Annotated in this window: 14 protein-coding genes, 1 other RNA gene, 3 pseudogenes and 2 riboswitches; of the genes and pseudogenes, 9 read left to right on the forward strand and 9 right to left on the reverse strand. The window is 47.2% G+C overall.

The annotated features are described in order from the left end of the window. Window positions 1–4: 4 nt before the first annotated feature. The 3 genes and pseudogenes from AC6I8Y_RS03385 to thiD form a co-directional block, all read right to left on the reverse strand. Window positions 5–688 (reverse strand): annotated as a pseudogene (locus AC6I8Y_RS03385) (ABC transporter permease); the annotation flags it as partial. Window positions 689–819: 131 nt separating this feature from the next. Further along, window positions 820–1,581 carry an ABC transporter ATP-binding protein gene (locus AC6I8Y_RS03390; RefSeq protein ID WP_498020776.1) on the reverse strand — a complete coding sequence of 254 codons (762 nt, stop codon included), beginning with the start codon at window positions 1,579–1,581 and terminating at the stop codon, window positions 820–822. Window positions 1,582–1,586: 5 nt separating this feature from the next. Then, on the reverse strand, window positions 1,587–2,414 hold the full coding sequence (gene thiD / locus AC6I8Y_RS03395) for a bifunctional hydroxymethylpyrimidine kinase/phosphomethylpyrimidine kinase (RefSeq protein ID WP_498021430.1): 828 nt from the start codon (window positions 2,412–2,414) through the stop codon (window positions 1,587–1,589). A gap of 66 nt (window positions 2,415–2,480) precedes the next feature. Further along, a riboswitch (TPP riboswitch) is annotated at window positions 2,481–2,582 on the reverse strand. Between the two features lie 408 nt (window positions 2,583–2,990). On the opposite strand from thiD, the gene AC6I8Y_RS03400 reads away from it, so the two are divergent. Next, the gene (locus AC6I8Y_RS03400) at window positions 2,991–5,513 is read left to right on the forward strand and encodes a glycosyl hydrolase family 18 protein (protein WP_498020777.1); all 2,523 of its coding nucleotides are present in this window, start codon (window positions 2,991–2,993) and stop codon (window positions 5,511–5,513) included. A gap of 157 nt (window positions 5,514–5,670) precedes the next feature. Here AC6I8Y_RS03400 and ribB read toward each other — a convergent pair whose 3' ends face one another. Beyond that, window positions 5,671–6,333: a 3,4-dihydroxy-2-butanone-4-phosphate synthase gene (gene ribB / locus AC6I8Y_RS03405; RefSeq protein ID WP_252013658.1), complete on the reverse strand. Its 663-nt coding sequence runs from the start codon at window positions 6,331–6,333 to the stop codon at window positions 5,671–5,673. Window positions 6,334–6,549: 216 nt separating this feature from the next. Next, window positions 6,550–6,694: riboswitch (FMN riboswitch) on the reverse strand. Between the two features lie 253 nt (window positions 6,695–6,947). On the opposite strand from ribB, the gene AC6I8Y_RS03410 reads away from it, so the two are divergent. Together AC6I8Y_RS03410 and AC6I8Y_RS03415 are read left to right on the forward strand one after the other, a co-directional pair. Continuing rightward, window positions 6,948–7,457: a GNAT family N-acetyltransferase gene (locus AC6I8Y_RS03410; protein WP_394153422.1), complete on the forward strand. Its 510-nt coding sequence runs from the start codon at window positions 6,948–6,950 to the stop codon at window positions 7,455–7,457. Window positions 7,458–7,511: 54 nt separating this feature from the next. After that, window positions 7,512–8,585, forward strand: coding sequence for a threonine aldolase family protein (locus tag AC6I8Y_RS03415; RefSeq protein ID WP_498020778.1), 1,074 nt, complete (start codon window positions 7,512–7,514; stop codon window positions 8,583–8,585). Between the two features lie 57 nt (window positions 8,586–8,642). On the opposite strand, the gene ssrA is transcribed toward AC6I8Y_RS03415, so the two are convergent. Next, window positions 8,643–9,009: a transfer-messenger RNA gene (gene ssrA / locus AC6I8Y_RS03420) on the reverse strand. A 68-nt stretch (window positions 9,010–9,077) separates the two neighbouring features. After that, window positions 9,078–9,562, reverse strand: a pseudogene (smpB, locus tag AC6I8Y_RS03425) (SsrA-binding protein SmpB). A gap of 175 nt (window positions 9,563–9,737) precedes the next feature. Between smpB and AC6I8Y_RS03430 the strand changes: the two are divergent. Both AC6I8Y_RS03430 and AC6I8Y_RS03435 read left to right on the forward strand, forming a co-directional pair. Then, on the forward strand, window positions 9,738–10,178 hold the full coding sequence (locus AC6I8Y_RS03430; RefSeq protein WP_042476294.1) for an SRPBCC family protein: 441 nt from the start codon (window positions 9,738–9,740) through the stop codon (window positions 10,176–10,178). Continuing rightward, a complete protein-coding gene (locus AC6I8Y_RS03435; protein ID WP_234494417.1) occupies window positions 10,168–10,533 on the forward strand; it encodes an RnfH family protein in 366 nt (121 codons plus the stop codon). Before AC6I8Y_RS03430 ends, AC6I8Y_RS03435 begins: the two co-directional genes overlap by 11 nt. Window positions 10,534–10,598: 65 nt before the next feature. Here the strand turns inward: AC6I8Y_RS03435 and bamE are convergent, their stop codons facing one another. The 3 genes from bamE to nadK all read right to left on the reverse strand — a co-directional run bounded on the left by bamE (window position 10,599) and on the right by nadK (window position 13,867). After that, window positions 10,599–10,958 carry an outer membrane protein assembly factor BamE gene (gene bamE / locus AC6I8Y_RS03440; RefSeq protein WP_234494416.1) on the reverse strand — a complete coding sequence of 120 codons (360 nt, stop codon included), beginning with the start codon at window positions 10,956–10,958 and terminating at the stop codon, window positions 10,599–10,601. 170 nt (window positions 10,959–11,128) lie between these two features. Further along, window positions 11,129–12,793, reverse strand: a complete 1,665-nt coding sequence (recN, locus tag AC6I8Y_RS03445) for a DNA repair protein RecN (protein ID WP_498020779.1) — start codon at window positions 12,791–12,793, stop codon at window positions 11,129–11,131. A gap of 189 nt (window positions 12,794–12,982) precedes the next feature. Further along, on the reverse strand, window positions 12,983–13,867 hold the full coding sequence (gene nadK / locus AC6I8Y_RS03450; protein WP_394153430.1) for an NAD(+) kinase: 885 nt from the start codon (window positions 13,865–13,867) through the stop codon (window positions 12,983–12,985). A gap of 155 nt (window positions 13,868–14,022) precedes the next feature. On the opposite strand from nadK, the gene grpE reads away from it, so the two are divergent. The 4 genes and pseudogenes from grpE (at window position 14,023) to dnaJ (ending at window position 19,836) form a co-directional block, all read left to right on the forward strand. Then, complete coding sequence (gene grpE / locus AC6I8Y_RS03455; RefSeq protein ID WP_042476307.1) at window positions 14,023–14,631, forward strand: nucleotide exchange factor GrpE; 609 nt, start codon at window positions 14,023–14,025, stop codon at window positions 14,629–14,631. 273 nt (window positions 14,632–14,904) lie between these two features. Next, complete coding sequence (locus tag AC6I8Y_RS03460; protein ID WP_234494414.1) at window positions 14,905–16,185, forward strand: dicarboxylate/amino acid:cation symporter; 1,281 nt, start codon at window positions 14,905–14,907, stop codon at window positions 16,183–16,185. A gap of 283 nt (window positions 16,186–16,468) precedes the next feature. Beyond that, window positions 16,469–18,388: a molecular chaperone DnaK gene (gene dnaK, locus AC6I8Y_RS03465; RefSeq protein ID WP_498020780.1), complete on the forward strand. Its 1,920-nt coding sequence runs from the start codon at window positions 16,469–16,471 to the stop codon at window positions 18,386–18,388. 304 nt (window positions 18,389–18,692) lie between these two features. Further along, a pseudogene (gene dnaJ / locus AC6I8Y_RS03470) lies at window positions 18,693–19,836 on the forward strand (molecular chaperone DnaJ). Window positions 19,837–19,839 lie beyond the last annotated feature (3 nt).

The following is a 19,839-nucleotide window of genomic DNA, read 5'->3' on the forward strand; positions in this document are numbered from 1 at the left end:
GAATTTAGTTATTTTCCCATGGGATAAGGCGTCTTAGCGCCCAATCTGTAATGAAGTAGAGAGAGACAGATACAGCCGCCAAAATAAACAGGGCCGCAAACATCTCATCGATGAGCATTCGAGCATTGGTTTGCAGCATGAGGTAGCCAAGCCCTTCACTTGACCCCACCCATTCGCCGGCAACGGCGCCAATCGGTGCGACAACCACAGCAACACGAATGCCCGATGCTAGTACAGGCAAGGATGCAGGCAAGCGGATATGCCAAAGCTGACGCCAACGATTTGCGCCCATTGTTTGTGAGAGATCTAAATAGCCCGTCGGCGTATTTCGCAATCCGTCATAACAGCAGGTGGTTACCGGAAAAAAGATAATCAGTGCAGCCATGACAACTTTGGAGGCAATACCATACCCTAACCAAAGCATCAGAATGGGTGCCAGTGCGAATACAGGGATCGCTTGGCTAGTAATAAGAATCGGCAGTAGCCAGCGTTTTACTGGTTGAAACAGCAGCATTTGTAGAGCAAAGAAAAGCCCCATAGACAGTCCAAGTAACAGACCCAGTAATATCTCTTGGCTAGTCACCCAGGTATGCTTGAGCAACACATCATGGCGTTCGAAAAGCTTTATAAATACCGCCTCTGGCGCGGGAAGGATAAAGCTTGGCATATCAAAAATAACCACAATGCTCTTCCAGATAGCCAAGATAATCACCAAGCTAATGATCACGCGCATCATGGCGCTTAAACCTTGCTTTGACGCTTGTTTTTGGCTTCGATTCGCAACCTCAGCGAGTAGCGTCATGGGAGCCTCCTTGCCGTTCAGCGACATCGAGTTTTTTCTGTGTGACTCCCAGCTAAGTGCTCGAGTATGGATTGTTGAATAGCCGCGAACTCGCCGTCTATATCACGAGGTATTCCTTGCTTTGGTGGAGTAATGCTGTGCAGTCGCGCGGGCTTACCATTCATGACTAGGATCTGCTCACCCAAACGAAGTGCCTCTTGCGGATCGTGAGTAATCAGCAGCACAGTTTTGCCTTTGAGCAGGTTAGCTGCGAGCGCTTGCAGCTTGTAGCGCGTGACGGCATCGAGCGCTGAAAAAGGCTCATCCATCAACACGACGGACTTATCTTGCATTAAGGTGCGAGCTAATGCGACACGTTGCCTTTGACCACCAGATAGATCATTGGGGTTTGAAGCGGCTTTATCCGCTAGCCCCACTTTCTCCAGCAGTGACAGTGCTTTTTGAAGAGTCCGCGCGTCCACTTTCTTGCCATTTAAGCGAGAGGCTAGGCACACATTATCGAGCACGGATAGCCATGGCATCAGCAGATCTTGCTGCGCCATGTAGGCCACCTGATCGGCTAGCACGTCAAGTGGTGGGGAAAACTCTGTTGCTGAAAACTCGACCTTATCAGTGAGCAACCCGGCTATGTAGCGTAGCAACGTCGATTTTCCACAGCCACTTGGACCAAGAATGGCCGTCCATGTAGCCGGTTCAAATCTCACTTCTAACCCTGAGAATATTGCGCTGCTATCGCCCAAATACCTAAGGGTCGCTCCTTGAATACGAATTGGCGTCATTGGTCTTAGGTGTCTTTATTAAGGGCGTAGAAGTGGTGGACGGGGCCGTGACCTTTACCGATCTTAAGCTCATCAGCATGCGCTATCGCTTGGGTAATATAGTCTTTACCCAGTTTTACTGCGTCATCGAGTTCGTTCCCCTTTGCTAGGAAGGACGCGATCGCTGAGCTTAAGGTGCAGCCCGTGCCATGGGTATTATTTGTCGCGATCCGAGTGGTATTAAAGAACTGAACATCGCTATTAGTGATCAACAGATCATTACTGTTTTGCTCTGACTCTAAGTGCCCACCTTTTAGCAAAATAGCAGGGGTGTCCAAAGCACGCAGTGCGTCGATCAGTGCTTCCATATCCTGTTGAGATTGTGGGACATCACAACCTAATAGTGCTGCGCCCTCTGGCAGGTTCGGAGTAATCACGGTCGCTAATGGTAGCAACTGTGTTTTGAGTGCATCAATAGCACTACTTTCAAGAAGAAGGTCTCCGCTGGTGGCAACCATGACCGGATCGAGAACGATGTATTGCGGTTGGTACTCTCGCAGTTTTTCGGCGACAGCGCCAATGATATTGGCATCTGCCAGCATGCCGATTTTGACAGCGACAACGTTCAAGTCGCTAAAGACCGCATCAAGCTGTGCTTTGACGAAGTCTGGGTCAATGCCAAGTATGCCTGTTACACCTTGAGTGTTTTGAGCGGTAAGCGCTGTAATGACTGAGCAGGCGTAAGAACCTGTGGCTGAAATCGCTTTAATATCCGCTTGAATACCAGCACCACCGCCAGAATCTGAGCCGGCAATGGTTAATACGATTGGGGTGTGTTGCGATGCTGTGACCATAAATGCTCCTTTTCTGCGAAGGAACAGCCATAGCCCTGCCAAAGACGCCTCGGGTAGTGAGTCTTTTTGCATTGTCTATCAGTTCCCTACGCCAGTGCTAACTGAATCAGGTTCAACGGGTCTCACCACAATGGTGATCTCAGCATAAATGCCCCCCGACTAATGTGAGGCTCATTGTCATACAAGCGTGGTCACTTTTCCAGTAATAACGGATCAGCTTCGGCTATTTATGTGGTTTATGTATTGTTATTTATCCCCCTTATGTGTGGGTGGTGTAGCTATCTGCTTGATGGATGGGTTTGGCATTTATGACTTTTGTGATCTTTTAAATGAGTGAAAAATTCTGGGCACAGGGTTGGAGAGTTAATGAAAATGCCTGAGACAAAGGACCTAATTTTGAGTGGTGACTCGAAGTGAGTTTTATTTTTGCACAAAAAATAAACACATCTGCCTATTAATAAATACCGATGTTCACAACTTTTTAATACATCTTAAGTTATTGAACTTTTGATTCGTTTTAGCTTGTAAACAGTTGTGAGCAGGAAATTTTTCGTCTTTCAAGGAAAGAGAATGGCAATGAAAAAACTATTATTAGGCTTATCAGGGGTCGCATTGGCAGTGAGTCAAAGCGTCACGGCTGCTCCTGCTGCGCCGTCTATCGATGTCTACGGCTCAAACAATCTACAATTTTCAAAGATTCAGCTCGCAATGGAAACGACCTCTGGTTACAACCAGATGGTGCAGTATAAAGATGCCGCTGATATCGGTATTCAATTTAATCAATGGAGTGGCACAACTGGTGACACCTACAACATCTATTTTGATGGTGCCAAGGTTGCAACCGGCCCTATCTCAGGCAGTCAAACCTTAGCTAACTTTACGTATGCAAAAGGAGGCCGCTATCAGGTTGAAGTGGAAGCGTGTGACGCTACAGGCTGTAGCCGCAGCGCGCCAGCTGAACTGGTTGTTGCCGATACTGATGGTGCACACCTTGCGCCGCTCACCATGAACGTTGACCCTAACAATAAGACCTTCAATACAGATCCAAATACCGTCGTCGGGACGTATTTTGTCGAGTGGGGGATCTACGGTCGCGACTTTACCGTGGACAATATTCCCGTCGATAACCTAACCCATATTATCTATGGTTTTATTCCTATTTGTGGTCCAAACGAGTCAGTTAAATCGGTTGGTGGTAACAGCTTCAATGCGCTTCAAACAGCGTGTCAGGGAATGCCCGACTATGAAGTGGTTATCCACGATCCGTGGGCGGCCTATCAAAAGAGTTTCCCACAAGCGGGGCATGAGTACAGTTCACCTATCAAAGGTAATTACGCAATGCTCATGGCACTCAAACAGCGCAATCCCGATCTCAAAATCCTTCCTTCAATCGGTGGCTGGACCCTTTCAGATCCCTTCTACAGCTTTACTGATAAAGCAAATCGAGACGTATTTGTTGCGTCCGTTAAACGCTTCCTACAGACGTGGAAGTTCTACGATGGTGTGGATATTGATTGGGAATACCCAGGTGGGCAAGGGGCTGCTCCCGACCTTGGCGATCCTTTGAAAGACGGTGATGCTTATGCAGCATTAATGCAAGAACTTCGAATCATGCTAGATGAGCTAACCGTCGAGACTGGCCGTACCTATGAACTGACATCCGCGGTTGGTGTCGGTTATGACAAGATTGAAGATGTGAACTATGCCGATGCTGTGCCTCATATGGATTACATCTTCGCGATGACCTACGACTTCTATGGTGGTTGGAACAACGTACCCGGCCATCAAGCTGCGCTCTATTGCGGTAACTTCATGAGCCCTGGTCAATGTGATGGAACGGGTGTGGACGCGGAGGGTGTGCCGTATAAAGGGCCTGCATACACCACAGATAACGGTATTCAGCTTCTTCTCGCGAAAGGTGTTCCTGCGAACAAATTAGTGGTTGGCGCTGCAATGTACGGTCGTGGTTGGGAAGGGGTGATGCCAAATACACTGTCCGATCCCACTGACCCTATGACTGGCGTGGCAACAGGCAAGCTTAAAGGCTCAACAGCGCAAGGTGTATGGGAAGACGGTGTGATTGATTATAAAGGCTTGAAGTCATTTATGATTGGTCCAAACAATACTGGCATCAATGGATTTGAGTATGGCTATGATGAGCTGGCAGAAGCTCCGTACGTGTGGAATCGTTCAACCGGTGAGCTCGTGACGTTTGATGATGCTCGCTCTGTCATCGCGAAAGGTCAGTATGTTCGAGCACAAGGCTTTGCGGGACTGTTCTCATGGGAGATTGACGCTGATAACGGTGACATTCTTAATGCGATGCATGAAGGTTTAGCTGGCGGCACACCAGTAAACCGAGCTCCAACAGCCAATGCTGGTGGCAATCAAACTGTCGTGGGTCCTGCAACCCTCGTCCTTGATGGCAGTGCATCCCGTGATAGTGATGGCTCAATAGTCAGTTACGCTTGGTCACAAACCGCGGGACAACCTGTGGTGGTAGCGGGTGATAACACGGCGCAACTTAGTGTTACTGTTGGTGAGGTTACGGTTAGCGAGCAATATAGCTTTACGTTAACGGTCACTGATAATGAAGGTGCGACAGGGACATCGACGGCAACAGTGACGGTTAACCCAACGAGCACAACGCCTACCAATACCGCACCGGTTGCCGTAGTGAATGGTCCAGCAGTGGCAAGCGCAAATGACTCAGTTGTGTTGGATGCGTCGGGATCGACAGATGCAGAAAGCGATCCTCTCACGTTCACGTGGCAAGCGCCGGCAGAGTTGTCTGTAGCAACTCAAGGCAGCACGCTTAGCTTTGTTGCGCCGAGCCTATCGGTAGACACAGACTTCACGATTTCGGTAACGGTGAGTGATGGCGCTCTAAGCACTAGCAAATCTCATGTCGTCACAGTGAAAGCGGATGGTGGCAGCGTCGTTTGCGCAGATACATGGGATGCGTCAGCGGTATACAACGGTGGTGCGGAAGTTATCTACCAAGGTCATCGCTACTCGGCTAAGTGGTGGACCCAAGATGATGAACCCACTAAATCTGGCCAATGGGGAGTCTGGAAGGACCTTGGTGCGTGTCAATAGAGTATTAAGGTTCGAACTGAGCATTTAGATTAGCCATCATACTTGTAGAGTGTATTCGTAGCAGATCGACACCTCTCTAGAGATACACGAAGCGAGCTATGGTGGCGCCTACAAAAAAGCCGCTCTTATTGAGCGGCTTCGTATTCTATCTATTCACTTACGCAGATTGTTCTGCGCCGGCAAGTCGATATTGCACCATGTCTTCAATCGTTAAAACAGGCATGCTGTGCTGCTTACCGAACTCAACAATCTCAGGTGCTTTGGCCATAGTACCGTCAGGGTTTGTTACCTCACAAAGCACGCCAAATGGAGAGAGACCAGCCATCTGCATCAAATCGATGGTGCCTTCTGTATGTCCGCGGCGAGTAAGTACACCGCCTTTTCTCGCTCGTAGTGGGAATACATGACCCGGGCGCGCTAAGTCTTCTGGGCGTGCACCTGGCTGACAAGCTGTTTTGATTGTCGTCACGCGATCGGCTGCCGATACGCCTGTTGTGACACCCACTTTCGCTTCAATAGAGACAGTGAACGCGGTTTGGTTTGCGCTGTTGTTGTTCTCTACCATTGGCGGCAAGTCTAACTGCTGAGCTTGTTCATCAGTAATACAAAGACAAACGATGCCGCTGCACTCGCGTATCATTAGCGCCATTTGCTGGTTTGTAAGATGATCAACGGAATAGATGATATCGCCTTCGTTTTCACGATCTTCATCATCGAGAAGCAGTACGCCGCGACCTTCACGCAGTGCTTGTAGAGCGATCTCAACGCGCTCTAGAGGTGTGCCAAATTCGGCCAGTAGTGAGGTTTGGTTCTGATTCATGGTAATACTCCTAAATATTAGTACCAGAATCAGGGCATAGATATGGGGAAGCACTAGTCTATCTATTTGATAAAACTATTGATTCCAAAAGGTATAGCCAAGCCACACGAAAGCCGTCGCCACTCAATGAGTGCCGAAAATTATCGTGTTGCTCTATCGAAAATGGCGCACAAAGCACCGACACTTTTCCATAAGGTGTCCAAGTGTCTCGATAATACTTATCCTCTCCCATCCGGACTATAACCGTCGGCTCTGGATTCACACCAGATCTGCTGACCCTGATACTCAGTATCAGGCGCTCGCGGGCTTATCATGATGACTTACCGCCGGTGGGGAATTTCGCCCCGCCCTGAGAATAGATTTGTGTCGTTACGACATTTAAATGGTAACGATAATCCAATCACTTGGAAACCAAAAAATGCGGATTAAGACGTGTTGAGCACAGCTGAGGGGATGTTGTGAGTGAATTCTCAGCAACTTTTAGCGTTACAGAGGATTTTTAGGTTTGCATCACAGTGTGATTCGATAATTTACATTCGCATAACCAAGTGTGAGCTACTATTCTGAACACTCACTGGAATGACGAAGTACGTCGAACGAACAAAGAGAAAAAAATGGCGCTCAATCTAGAAACGGAAAGGCTTATCTTAAGAGATTTTGACCTCGGAGACATCGAAGCCTGGCTTCAAATGACCTCTCACCCTAAGTACCAAACCTTTTACCCTAAAGAAGAATGTTCACCAGAGTTTAATGCTCACTTACTCGAGATGTTTGTCGAGCAAGCTCATCAGGTGCCACGCACCAAATTTCAGCTCGTTATCGAAGGCAAAGAGAGTCACCAAGTTATTGGCACCGTGGCGTTTCGTCTAGAGTCAGACAATCAGGCGTCTATCGGTTTCGGTCTTGCAGTCGACAGGCAAGGGCGAGGTTTGGCTGTCGAGGCGATGTCTGAGCTCATTAGTTACGGTATCGAACAGTTTGGTACACGTTGTATATTTGCTGAAACCCGTGCGGGTAACACGGCGGCAGTAGCGGTATGTAAACGACTTGGCTTGAATCAAGTTGACCTTAACCATGAGCCTTCTGACAATATGAGTGTGATTCGTTTAGAGCGCTGTTATTAATTGCATTGCTGGTGGTACTCTAGTTCACAATAGAACGAATGATAGGGAAGAGTAATGCAGCAACAATGTCGGATTTCACTGCCTGGCAACAAAGAGTATTCACCTGCAGACATGTTTGCCCGAATGGCAAACTGGTGTCAGCAGCACAACATCGAACATGACCGATATGGTGAAGGGGACTTAATTCAGTCGTTCGAGAAAAAAGTGGCTGCCATGCTGGGTTTCGAGGCGGGGCTTTTTGTGGTGACAGGCACCATGACTCAGCCGACAGCGTTGCAGATAGCTTGCGAAACAAAACAGTGCCGCAACGTCGCCATGCATCCATCGAGTCATATCCATATTCATGAAAACCAAGGTTACCAGCTACAAGATCGCTTTTGTTTGCTTCCCGTTGGTAAGCCTTATACGCCGTGGAGCTTATCGGATTTAGAAAAGATCCAGGATAAGCTAGGTGCAGTATTGTATGAGCTCCCGATGAGAGAAATCGGTGGACAGCTACCTAGCTTTGCAGAGCTTGAATCAATCAAGCATTACTGCCAACAGAATGATATTCATCTCCATATGGACGGTGCAAGGCTTTGGGAATCAGCCGCCTACTATGGAAAAGACTATTCTGATATTGCCAAAGGCTTTAGCTCTGCCTACGTCTCTCTCTATAAAGGCATTGGTGGGCTAGGCGGAGCATTGCTGCTCGGCGAGCAATCCTTTATTGAAAAAGCCGCCGTATGGATGAACAGACAAGGTGGCAGCGTTTACCATAGAACCCCTTATGTCGTTGCGGCGGCGATGCAGTTTGATGAGAGAATTGCCGTGATGCCTCAACTGTTTGAGCGCACAAAGCAGGTTTACGCATTGCTCGATGCGTTTCCAAACATCACTCCAAACCCTAAGCAGCCCCAAGCGAACATGCTGCACATCCATCTCCCCATTAGCCAAGACCAAGCAATATCGCTCAGAGATCGATTGGCAAAAGAACACAGCCTTTGGATAGGCAACCCTCAACAAGGCATGTTAGCGGATCAAAGCTACATAGAATGGTATGTAGGAGACAGGTTGTTGGAAATGCCAGATGAGGATTTAGCAAAGTACCTCACTCTCATTAACGACGGATGCAATGAATCTTCTTAATCGAATATAAAACAAAAAGGGCGATAACTCATAGAGTTATCGCCCTTTCCAAACGTTTGGTGGAGCTGGCGGGAGTTGAACCCGCGTCCAAAAACCATTCATCATTGGTACTACATGCTTAGTCGATCTTTAAATTCACCACCAACCTGCGAACCGACACGCTAGTTAATGGCTAACCTGAATTATAATTCGCCGTTCATCTCTCAGGTGGGAAAATCCGGGCTAGCGCGTTTGGGTTTGATCTCTCGTTATTCCCCGTCTTACGTGCGGAAGCTAGGGCGAGAGAGCTCTGAGCAGGTTATTAAGCTGCTAGTGCGTAGTTTTCGTCGTTTGCGACTATTTTTTTGCGGCTTTTTACGTGGCCAACCGCCCCACGGCATGCACCTCAGACTGCAAAATTCCTGTCGAATCCTAAATCAGCCCCAAAGTGTTCTTCGCATGTTACCAGAAAAGCTTAGCCTGTCTAGCACTGCGGAGTTTAACTGGTCAGTTTTAGCGCAAATTACTCTTCATGATTCGCGCTTTATCACGTGCCCAATCTTTTTCTTTCAAATCAGCACGTTTGTCGTGAAGCTTTTACCTTTCGCGACGCCTACTTTGATCTTAGCCCAAGAGCGCGACCAATACATAGTCGTAGCAACCAGCGTCATACCGTCACGGTTAACTAGACCGATAAGCTTGTCTAGTTCGCGGCGGTGCATGAGCAGTTTACGCACGCGCGTTGGCTCTGCAACAATGTGAGTTGATGCTTGGTTAAGCGGAATGATAGACATGCCGCTGATGTAAGCTTGGCCATCACGTAGGAAAACGTAGCTCTCAGCGATATTGGCTTTGCCTGAGCGTAGGGATTTAACTTCCCAGCCTTGCAGCTCGATACCAGCTTCGATCTCGTCCTGAATGTGAAATTCGTGGCGAGCTTTCTTGTTCTGAGCGATGGTATTGCTACCCGCTTTATTCTTTGAATTCTTCTTTACCATAGTGGCGTCATTATACGGCTTGTTTTTGTGTTAAGGAAAGGGTTTTATTCGCCAAGGTTTTGTTTTGTGTGAGCTTGCGTTACCTCCCTATTCTAGTAGGGTGTGAGCGTGCGACTTGAGCTAACAGCTGCTTAACAGTAGAATCGGAGGCAACCTTTTAGTTTGGGGAGTTTTTATGCAACAAGTGACTCGCTCAGCGCTCGTGATGTTTAGTGCTGATCAAATGTTTAACTTGGTCAATGATGTCGCCAGTTATCCTGATTTTTTGCCGGGCTGTTCAGGTTCTCGAGTATTAGAGGCGACCAACTCAGCGATGGTTGCATCGGTTGATGTCTCTAAGGCAGGGATCAGTAAAACATTTACTACCGCGAATACTTTAGTGCATGGAAGCGAAATCTTGATGGAGCTGGTTGACGGTCCTTTTAAGATGCTTAAGGGCGTTTGGTCTTTCATTCCACTTGATGATCAAGCCTGCAAAGTTGAGCTTAAGCTTGAGTTTGAGTTTTCGAGCAAAATGATTGAACTCGCTTTTGGAAAGATCTTCCACGATGTAACGAGCAATATGGTTAACGCGTTTACAAAGCGTGCCAAAGAGGTTTACACCTATGAGTGCTGATTCGCAGCTAATCCACGTTGAGGTGGTTTATGCATTGCCTCAAGAGCAGCGTGTTTTTCAGTTGGTGGTAAACCACGAATCGACGGTAGAAGAGATCATTCAAAAGTCGGGGGTTCTAGCGGTTTACCCAGAGATAGACCTGTCTGAAAACAAAGTCGGCGTGTTTAGTCGAAATGTTAAACTTGACGCGACGGTCAGAGATAAGGATCGAATCGAGATTTATCGTCCATTGCTTGCCGACCCTAAAGAGATCAGACGTAAACGTGCAGAACAGGCGAAGAACTCAGGCAAAGCCGATCCAGTCACGGGCGGAAAGCCATCTCCGCTTCGGAAGAAAGATTCTGAGACAAGCTAAGAAACCACTACTTTCTGAACATTAAAAAAGCTCGCCTAGGCGAGCTTTTTTTGAATCCGATAAGGTTAGTTGAGCGCGTCGAAAAAGTTGTCGCTCGCCTCATAGTCTCCTGAAATCGCGGCGAGTGTGCCACTGCCATCAAAGTTGACGATAAGGTTTTGTTGAACCGGGTCATCGTGACCTTTGGTTGCGTGATAAATGTAGTACCACGTATTTGGATAACCATTTTCAACCAGCATAGGTGAGCCTAGAACAAAGCGAACTTGTTCTTTGGTCATGCCATAGCGTAGTTGGTCTACCGCATTTTGCTCAACGAAGTTGCCTTGGTTGATGTCGATGCGATAAACGATTTTTTCTATTACTGAACATCCTGTCAGCACACTAAGTGCTAGTGGTAATGCAAGTAACCACTTCTTTAATTGCATAGCTCTAATTTACAACGTCGATTTTTGAAACTGCAAAGATAATAAACAAGGATGAGCCAGAAGTAAAAACTTGTCTGCTCTAGATAGGGCTATTGGCGCTCGTTTTATGAGTTGAGCAGCAATCCTTGGTTAATTTTCCCGGTTTAGGGAACTATCTCCACCTAACGTAATCATGCTGCGATCAGTAGCTCCTTAGCATTGGCCAATGTTGAGTCGGTGATTTGGCTGCCACCAAGCAAACGAGCCAATTCACTGATGCGTTCCTGCTCATTCAAGTTAAGCATGCTCGTTTCTGTTTTGTTGGCTTTTGTAGTTTTAGTAACAAACAGTTGCTGATGACCGTGACCCGCAACTTGTGGTAGGTGGGTAACACACAGTACTTGAGTCGACTCACCAAGCTTGCGAAGCATTTTACCCACGACCGCTGCGGTAGGGCCGCTGATACCCACATCCACTTCATCAAAAATAAGACTCGGTGTATCGACTTTTTGTGCGGTAATAACCTGAATTGCAAGAGAGATTCGTGAAAGCTCACCACCTGACGCCACTTTGGCAATGGGCTGCATCGGTTGACCTGGGTTGGTCGATACTAGGAACACGACGTTATCCATACCGGTTGGAGAGGGGTGCTCAGGATGGAAGGAAACATCAATAGCGAACTTCGCTTTCTCCATGCTAAGTTCATGCATGCTTTGAGAAATTAGCTTATTAAGCTCTTTTGCATAGCGACCGCGTGACTTATTGAGCTTTTCACAGGCTCTGACATAGGCTTCAAAGTGCGCGGTAACTTCTTGTTCCATCTCTGCAAGTTTCTCATCAGAGCAATCAAGAGCCTCTATTTGTGTCAGCAGATCTTGATGATGCTGATAGAGCTCCTCGGGCATAACATGATGCTTACGGGCGAGGGACATGATTTTGGAAAAACGCTCCTCAACATAAGCCATACGCTCAGGGTCGACATCGATTTTGTCCAAATAGTTTCGAAGCTCAGTATTGGCCTCTTCAATTTGAATGATCGCTTCTTCAATCATATTAGGCAGCGGCGCTAGACTTGAGTCCAACTCTGCGAGTTGCACAAGTTTACTACTCGCCGTTTGAAGCATAGCCAGTGCGTTGACTTCATCGCCTTCATAAATAATGTCGATTGCTTGCTGGCAGGTGACGGCAAGCTCACCGCTGTTTGATAGACGCTTATGTTCTTGCTCAAGCTCAGGAAACTCTTCTTCACCGATAGCTAGTTCATTGAGTTCCTTGATTTGATATTCAAGAAGCTGAAGCTGAGCTAAGTTATTGGCACTGTTTTCTTTTAACTGATTAAGAGCAATGTCGGCGCTTCTCCAAGTTTGGTATTTGGAGCGGACTTGCTTGAGCAGTGCTGTATGTCCTGCGTATTGATCGAGCAGACTCAACTGGTAGTCACTTTTCATCAGCTGATGGTGAGCATGTTGACCATGAATATTGATGAGCAGTTGTCCCAATGCTTTAAGCTGCGACAAGGGGACCGGGCTGCCATTGATAAAGGCGCGTGAGCGTCCTTCTTTGGTAATCGTGCGGCGCAAAATACATTCAGTGCCATCAAACAGGTCATTGTCTTCGAGCCAGCGCGTTGCTTGCTGGTTATTCTCAATCGCAAATGCGGCGGTAACCTCGGTTTTGTCTTCACCGGCGCGGACCGCACCCGCATCCGCTCTGCCGCCAAGACAAAGACCGAGAGCATCTATCGCAATGGACTTACCTGCGCCAGTTTCGCCAGTGATGGTTGTCATACCTGTACAAAGTTCTAACTGCAGCGATTTTACGATAGCAAAATTATTAACACTTAGATGAGACAGCATTTTAATTACCTGTTTAAATGAACACTACTGTATGTAAATTCAGTATATACTGTTTCTTTATACAGTAAAGTTGTACAGGTAAATTTTTATGTGACACGACGCACTGTTGTAAGTTTTTTGAGCAAAAAGCACGTCGAGAAGAAGAAAAAAAGCCTCAACGGTGATGTTGAGGCTATCTATATGATTGTTCTAAAACAGTTTACTAGACCAACCGAGCTTGTTCCTGAGAACATGGTAATAGCTATAGTCCTTAGGATGGATGAGCTTGAGTACGTTTGGGCTCTGATAGATGTGAATCTCGTCACCAGGAGAAACGGGCAGCGAGATTTGTCCATCACAGCTCACCTCTTGCGTTCCTCGGTTGTCAGGAGAGACAACGAGCTTTATGCGACAATTGCCATCAACCACGAGCGGTCGGCTCGATAGCGTATGTGGGAACATAGGCACCAAAGAGATGGCATTGAGCTGAGAAGATAGGATCGGACCACCACCGGAGAGGGAATACGCGGTAGACCCTGTTGGTGTCGATACGATGAGACCGTCAGAGCGTAAACTGAAAGCAAAGGAGTCGTCGATATAGACTTCAAACTCAATCATGTGCGCCACTTGTCCGGGGTGGAGGACTGCCTCATTTAAAGCGGCGTTGTGGCTCTTGATTTGACCGTGCCTGTGGATCTCGGCTTCAAGCAAGAAGCGTTTCTCCTCCAAGTATTCACCTTGAAGTACCGCTTCTAATGCCGTCTCAAATCCCTCAGGGTTAAGATCGGTTAGGAAGCCGAGATTGCCACGGTTAACGCCGATAACGGCAACGTCAAAACGCGATAGCACTCTGGCAGCGCCAAGCATGTTGCCGTCGCCGCCGACAACGATAGCGAGATCTGCTTCGCGACCAATTCGCACTAGGCTGAAAAAATGTTGTCTTGGAATATCGACTAAAATGTCGATTAATCTGTCATCCACCAAGACCTTATAGCCTTTAGAGGTTAGCCATTGAAACAACTCTTTATGGGTTTGAATGGCTTGTTGGGCTCGAGGTTTGCCTATGATGGCGATCACCTCAAAAGGTTTTTTCATATCACTTCCAAACTATTAGTGCTTGAATCACAAATCTTCATCCCCATAATATACCCAAAGTATGTATATATGCAGTGTTTGGTGCGATTTTGTTCCTAAGAATTGTGGGTGAGTCGTATTATGCATTGCCTTGAATCGAGTATTCCGGAGAGACCATGAGCAACGAAGAAAACAAGGTAAATCAAGAAGAGCTAAACACCCAAGAAGCGGAAGCAAAACAGGAAGATGCAGAAGTGGTTGGTTCTGATGCTGACGTGGAATGGAACGAAGAATCCGAGCAAGACATTCAAGAAGCTAAAATTGCTCAGCTAGAAGCAGCCCTGCTATCTAGCGAAGCGAAAGTAAAAGAGCAGCAGGATTCTGTTCTTCGCGCGAAAGCTGACGTAGAGAACATGCGTCGTCGCACAGAGCAAGAAATTGACAAAGCTCGTAAGTATGCGCTTAACAAGTTTGCTGAAGAGCTGCTGCCAGTGATTGATAACCTTGAGCGCGCTATCGCGGCAGCAGATGCTGAAAACGAAGTGGTAAAACCGATTGTTGAAGGCGTTGAAATGACGCACAAGACATTCGTTGATGTTGTCGCTAAGTTCGGTCTTAAAGAGATCAACCCAGAAGGTGAAGCGTTTAACCCTGAACAGCACCAAGCGATGTCTATTCAGGAAAGTGCTGACCACGAGCCAAACACCGTCATGTTTGTTATGCAAAAGGGTTATGAACTCAACGGACGCGTCATCCGACCAGCAATGGTTATGGTGTCAAAATAACAGAAAGTTTCTAGGGGTTGACACTAGAAGTTTATCCCAGCAACTTTCCCAAATCTATAAAATGAAGCCTTATGGGCTTCATTTTTTTTGGTTTAATAATCTAGTTTTGTAGATAAAAACAGAGTTATAAACTTTAAAAATTGGATAACGAAATGTAAAATTTATGCTTTCATTCTAGCTTTAGATCTGTAATATCCCCTGAGCTTTCTATAAATAAGAAAGCAAATAACTATAAAAACGCAGGGACTAAACACAACATTCTGGAGTTTATGAATGAATAAATCACTATCCCAAAAGATCTTTATAGGTCTATTTGCTGGCCTTTTGATTGGTACGGCGATTCAATACTTGTTCGCGGGTGTTAGCATTTTTGACCAATACCTATTAGGTTTGGCAGAAGGCGTTGGCGGCATGTTCGTCTCACTTATCAAGCTATTAGTTGTACCGCTGGTCTACGTATCTATCGTGTGCGGTATTGTAGAACTTAAAGACATCAACTCTTTCGGTCGCCTTGGCGGCAAAACTTTTGCGCTTTATATTCTTAACACCGTTATTGCAATCACCTTTGCTCTTGCGATTGGTATGATTGTACAGCCAGGTGCTGGTGCTAATTTAGGCGGCACAGTTGCTGAAGCGGTGGAGATCACCTCTACAACGACGCCAGACATCTTCTCGATGATCACGAACATTGTCCCAAGCAACCCAATTCAAGCGTTTGCAAATGGCGACATGCTACAAATTATCTTTATGGCGATCCTAACAGGTCTGGCGATCCAAGCCCTGGATAAGAAAGGTGGTCCGGCAATCAATGCATTCAAAGTCGCTAACGACGTGATGATGAAGCTAATCGGTCTTGTCATGAGCCTAGCTCCGTACGGTGTATTCGCACTTATGATTCAGCTTGGCGCAACGCTAAATGCTAATACATTGGCATCCGTAGCTGGCTATGTTGCCTTGGTGGTTGGTATCCTTGTGCTATGGATCTTCGTTGTGTACCCAATCATGGTCGGCGCAACAACTAAGATGACGCCAGCGCAGTTTATTCGCGCGACTCGTGAGCAGGTGCTGTTCTCTCTATCGACGGCAAGCTCTAACGCGACGATTCCAGTGACTATGCGTACTCTGACAGACAAAATCGGTGTCTCTAAGTCCGTTGCTGGCTTTGGTGTACCACTTGGCGCGACCATGAACATGGCAGGGGCTTCTATCTACATCGCTATCGCGACGATTTTCATTGCCAATGCCTTTGGTCAGCCAATCCAAATGGGCGATCTGTTTACTCTAGGCTTTACAGTATTGCTTCTTTCTATCGGTGCTGGTGGCGTCCCTGGCGGTGGTGTCGTGATGATTGGTGTTATCCTTCACCAACTAGGTTTGCCACCAGAGGGTTTGGCGATTGTTGCTGCCGTTGACCGTATTAACGATATGTTCTGTACAAGCTCTAACGTAGTAGGTGATACCGCCGTGAACACTATTGTAGCGGGTAGTGAAGGCGAGCTTGGTGCGCCAGAAGCTCAAGAGAGCGAAGCGACACTCGCTGAGAGTCGTGCTTAATCGCCAAAAAAATCATTAGAGAAGAAAAGCGGAGCCCATTTGGCTCCGCTTTTTTATTTCTCAAACACTTGGCGTAGGTTGAATAACGTCCAAGGTAGGCGGTGATGCCTCATCGGAGAAGAAAAAACTTAAAATTTTTTCACTTTTTCCCTTGAAAAGCATTTTGACGCCCTTATCTAAGGGTCATACAGAAAACAAACCTATTGCGAGCGGACAAATTGTCGGCTCTCAGCCTCACACTGAGGCAGCAAACGAAACAATAGAATTATTCGGAGATAGCCTGATGGGTAAAATCATTGGTATTGACTTAGGTACTACTAACTCTTGTGTTGCTGTTCTAGACGGCGACAAACCACGCGTAATCGAAAATGCTGAAGGTGAGCGTACAACCGCATCGGTTATCGCTTACACAGACGGCGAAACGCTAGTAGGTCAACCTGCGAAACGTCAAGCAGTTACAAACCCAGAGAACACGCTATTTGCTATTAAGCGTCTTATCGGTCGTCGTTTTGAAGACGAAGAAGTTCAGCGCGATATCGAAATCATGCCTTACAAAATCGTTAAGGCTGACAACGGTGATGCATGGGTAGAAGCGAAAGGCCAACAAATGGCTGCTCCTCAAGTATCTGCTGAAGTACTTAAGAAAATGAAGAAAACTGCTGAAGACTTCCTAGGTGAGGAAGTGACTGGCGCAGTTATCACAGTTCCTGCTTACTTTAACGATGCGCAGCGTCAAGCAACGAAAGATGCGGGGCGTATCGCAGGTCTAGAAGTTAAACGTATCATCAACGAACCAACAGCAGCAGCACTTGCTTACGGTCTGGACAAGAAAGGCGGTGACCGCACTATCGCAGTTTATGACCTTGGTGGTGGTACATTCGATATCTCTATCATCGAGATTGACGAAGTTGAAGGCGAGAAGACATTTGAAGTTCTAGCAACTAACGGTGACACGCACCTTGGTGGTGAAGACTTCGATAACCGCATGATCAACTACCTAGTTGAAGAGTTTAAGAAAGAGCAAGGCATCGATCTTAAGAACGACCCACTAGCAATGCAGCGTGTTAAAGAAGCAGCAGAAAAAGCGAAGATCGAGCTTTCTTCTACTTCTCAAACTGACGTAAACCTACCTTACGTGACTGCAGATGCAACTGGTCCTAAGCACATGAACGTAAAAGTGACTCGTGCGAAACTAGAATCTCTAGTTGAAGACCTAGTACAACGTTCTCTTGAGCCACTAAAAGTTGCTCTAGCAGATGCAGACCTATCAGTAAGTGACATCAACGACGTAATCCTAGTTGGTGGTCAAACTCGTATGCCTATGGTTCAAGCGAAAGTAGCTGAGTTCTTCGGTAAAGAAGCTCGCCGCGACGTGAACCCAGACGAAGCAGTAGCAATGGGTGCTGCAGTTCAAGGTGGTGTACTTGCTGGTGATGTGAAAGACGTACTTCTACTAGACGTTACTCCTCTGTCTCTAGGTATCGAGACTATGGGCGGCGTAATGACTAAGCTAGTTGAGAAGAACACCACTATCCCAACGAAAGCGAACCAAGTTTTCTCTACAGCAGAAGACAACCAGAACGCGGTAACTATCCACGTTCTTCAAGGTGAGCGTAAGCAAGCGATGTACAACAAGTCTCTAGGTCAATTCAACCTAGAAGGCATTCAAGCTGCACCTCGTGGTATGCCTCAAATCGAAGTTACTTTCGACCTAGATGCGGACGGTATCCTACACGTATCTGCGAAAGACAAGTCGACAGGTAAAGAGCAGAAGATCACTATCCAAGCGTCTGGCGGTCTGAGCGATGAAGACATCGAGAAAATGGTTCAAGAAGCAGAAGCTAACAAAGAAGCGGACAAGAAGTTCGAAGAGCTAGCAGCTGCACGTAACCAAGCAGACCAAATGATTCACGGTACTCGTAAGCAAGTAGAAGAAGCTGGTGAAGCGCTACCTGCAGAAGAGAAAGAGAAGATCGACGCTGCAATCACTGAGCTAGAAGAAGCTCGTAAAGGTGAAGACAAAGAAGCGATTGACGCGAAAGTTCAAGCGCTAATGGCAGCGGCTCAGAAACTAATGGAAATCGCACAGCAACAAGCTCAAGCACAAGGTGCTGGCGCTGAAGCTGAAGCTGGCGAACAGCCTAAGCAAGACGACGATGTTGTTGATGCTGAGTTCGAAGAAGTAAAAGACGAGAAAAAATAATTCTCGTCGCTAGAAGACCCAATCTCGGCGTCGGTGATGCTCATTTGCCCTTTCTCTTAGAAGAGTAGGTAAACTGAGCGTCATCTCCTTGAGCTTGAGCCTTCTAGCTTAGAGAATTCAGTGAACTGGATTCTCGAAAAGTGATTTATGCGGGCGTTTGGGGTAACCTTTACGCCCGCAAATTTGTAAACAGTGAGTTTACGAGAGTCATGTCGCTCTAGATAAGGACACCAATCTTTATCTAGAACGATACAATCCCCAAACAGCGTCGGGCTGTTTGTCGAAGTAATTGGTAACAAGCAATATGTCAAAACGTGATTTTTACGAAGTATTAGGCGTTGATCGTGACGCATCAGAGCGCGACATCAAGAAGGCGTATAAACGTCTTGCGATGAAGTATCACCCAGATAGAAACCAAGGTGATGAGACGGCGGCTGAGAAGTTTAAAGAAGTAAAAGAAGCGTACGAGATCCTAACTGAGCCTCAAAAGAAAGCGGCGTATGACCAATACGGTCACGCAGCCTTTGAACAAGGTGGCATGGGTGGCGGCGGCTTCGGCGGCGGCGGTGCTGATTTCGGTGACATCTTCGGTGACGTATTTGGTGATATCTTTGGTGGCGGTCGTCGTGGCGGCGGTGGCCATCGTGCACAGCGCGGTGCAGACTTACGCTACAACATGGAGCTAACGCTAGAAGAAGCGGTTCGCGGCATTTCAAAAAGAGATTGAAGTCCCAACGCTGGTGGAGTGTGAGACGTGTGACGGCTCTGGCTCGAAGAAAGGCTCTTCACCTCAAACGTGTGGCACCTGTCATGGTCACGGCCAAGTTCAAATGCGCCAAGGCTTCTTTGCGGTTCAGCAAACCTGTCCGACTTGTAGCGGTACTGGTAAGATCATTAAAGACCCGTGTAACAGCTGTCATGGTCAAGGCCGCGTACAGAAGACGAAGACACTTAACGTTAAGATCCCTGCTGGCGTCGATACTGGTGATCGTATTCGTCTATCTGGCGAAGGCGAAGCGGGAGAGCACGGTGCACCAGCAGGTGACTTGTATGTACAAGTACACGTGAAAGAGCACCACATCTTTGAGCGCGAAGGCAACAACCTATACTGTGAAGTGCCAGTGAGCTTTGCTCAAGCGGCGCTGGGCGGCGAAGTGGAAGTTCCAACACTAGACGGTCGTGTAAGCCTGAAAGTGCCAGAAGAGACCCAGACAGGTCGTATGTTCCGCATGCGTGGCAAAGGCGTGAAAGGCGTTCGTGGCGGCGGTGTAGGTGACCTCATCGTTAAGCTTGTGGTAGAAACGCCTGTTAAGCTAAGCGCGCGTCAGAAAGAGCTTCTGCATGAGTTTGAAGAGTCATGTGGCGGTGAAGCAGCGAACACGCACAAGCCTAAGTCAGAAGGGTTCTTCAATGGTGTGAAGAAGTTTTTTGATGATCTAACGAGCTAAGCC

It is taken from the genome of Vibrio sp. KUL78 (genome assembly GCF_059725505.1).

What these genes read in the sequence shown, in the direction of transcription:
- AC6I8Y_RS03390 (WP_498020776.1), bottom strand. Translation starts at nt 1,581, where the DNA reads ATGACGCCAATTCGTATTCAAGGAGCGACCCTTAGGTATTTGGGCGAT.
- thiD (WP_498021430.1), bottom strand. Translation starts at nt 2,414, where the DNA reads ATGGTCACAGCATCGCAACACACCCCAATCGTATTAACCATTGCCGGC.
- AC6I8Y_RS03400 (WP_498020777.1), top strand. Translation starts at nt 2,991, where the DNA reads ATGAAAAAACTATTATTAGGCTTATCAGGGGTCGCATTGGCAGTGAGT.
- ribB (WP_252013658.1), bottom strand. Translation starts at nt 6,333, where the DNA reads ATGAATCAGAACCAAACCTCACTACTGGCCGAATTTGGCACACCTCTA.
- AC6I8Y_RS03410 (WP_394153422.1), top strand. Translation starts at nt 6,948, where the DNA reads ATGGCGCTCAATCTAGAAACGGAAAGGCTTATCTTAAGAGATTTTGAC.
- AC6I8Y_RS03415 (WP_498020778.1), top strand. Translation starts at nt 7,512, where the DNA reads ATGCAGCAACAATGTCGGATTTCACTGCCTGGCAACAAAGAGTATTCA.
- AC6I8Y_RS03430 (WP_042476294.1), top strand. Translation starts at nt 9,738, where the DNA reads ATGCAACAAGTGACTCGCTCAGCGCTCGTGATGTTTAGTGCTGATCAA.
- AC6I8Y_RS03435 (WP_234494417.1), top strand. Translation starts at nt 10,168, where the DNA reads ATGAGTGCTGATTCGCAGCTAATCCACGTTGAGGTGGTTTATGCATTG.
- bamE (WP_234494416.1), bottom strand. Translation starts at nt 10,958, where the DNA reads ATGCAATTAAAGAAGTGGTTACTTGCATTACCACTAGCACTTAGTGTG.
- recN (WP_498020779.1), bottom strand. Translation starts at nt 12,793, where the DNA reads ATGCTGTCTCATCTAAGTGTTAATAATTTTGCTATCGTAAAATCGCTG.
- nadK (WP_394153430.1), bottom strand. Translation starts at nt 13,867, where the DNA reads ATGAAAAAACCTTTTGAGGTGATCGCCATCATAGGCAAACCTCGAGCC.
- grpE (WP_042476307.1), top strand. Translation starts at nt 14,023, where the DNA reads ATGAGCAACGAAGAAAACAAGGTAAATCAAGAAGAGCTAAACACCCAA.
- AC6I8Y_RS03460 (WP_234494414.1), top strand. Translation starts at nt 14,905, where the DNA reads ATGAATAAATCACTATCCCAAAAGATCTTTATAGGTCTATTTGCTGGC.
- dnaK (WP_498020780.1), top strand. Translation starts at nt 16,469, where the DNA reads ATGGGTAAAATCATTGGTATTGACTTAGGTACTACTAACTCTTGTGTT.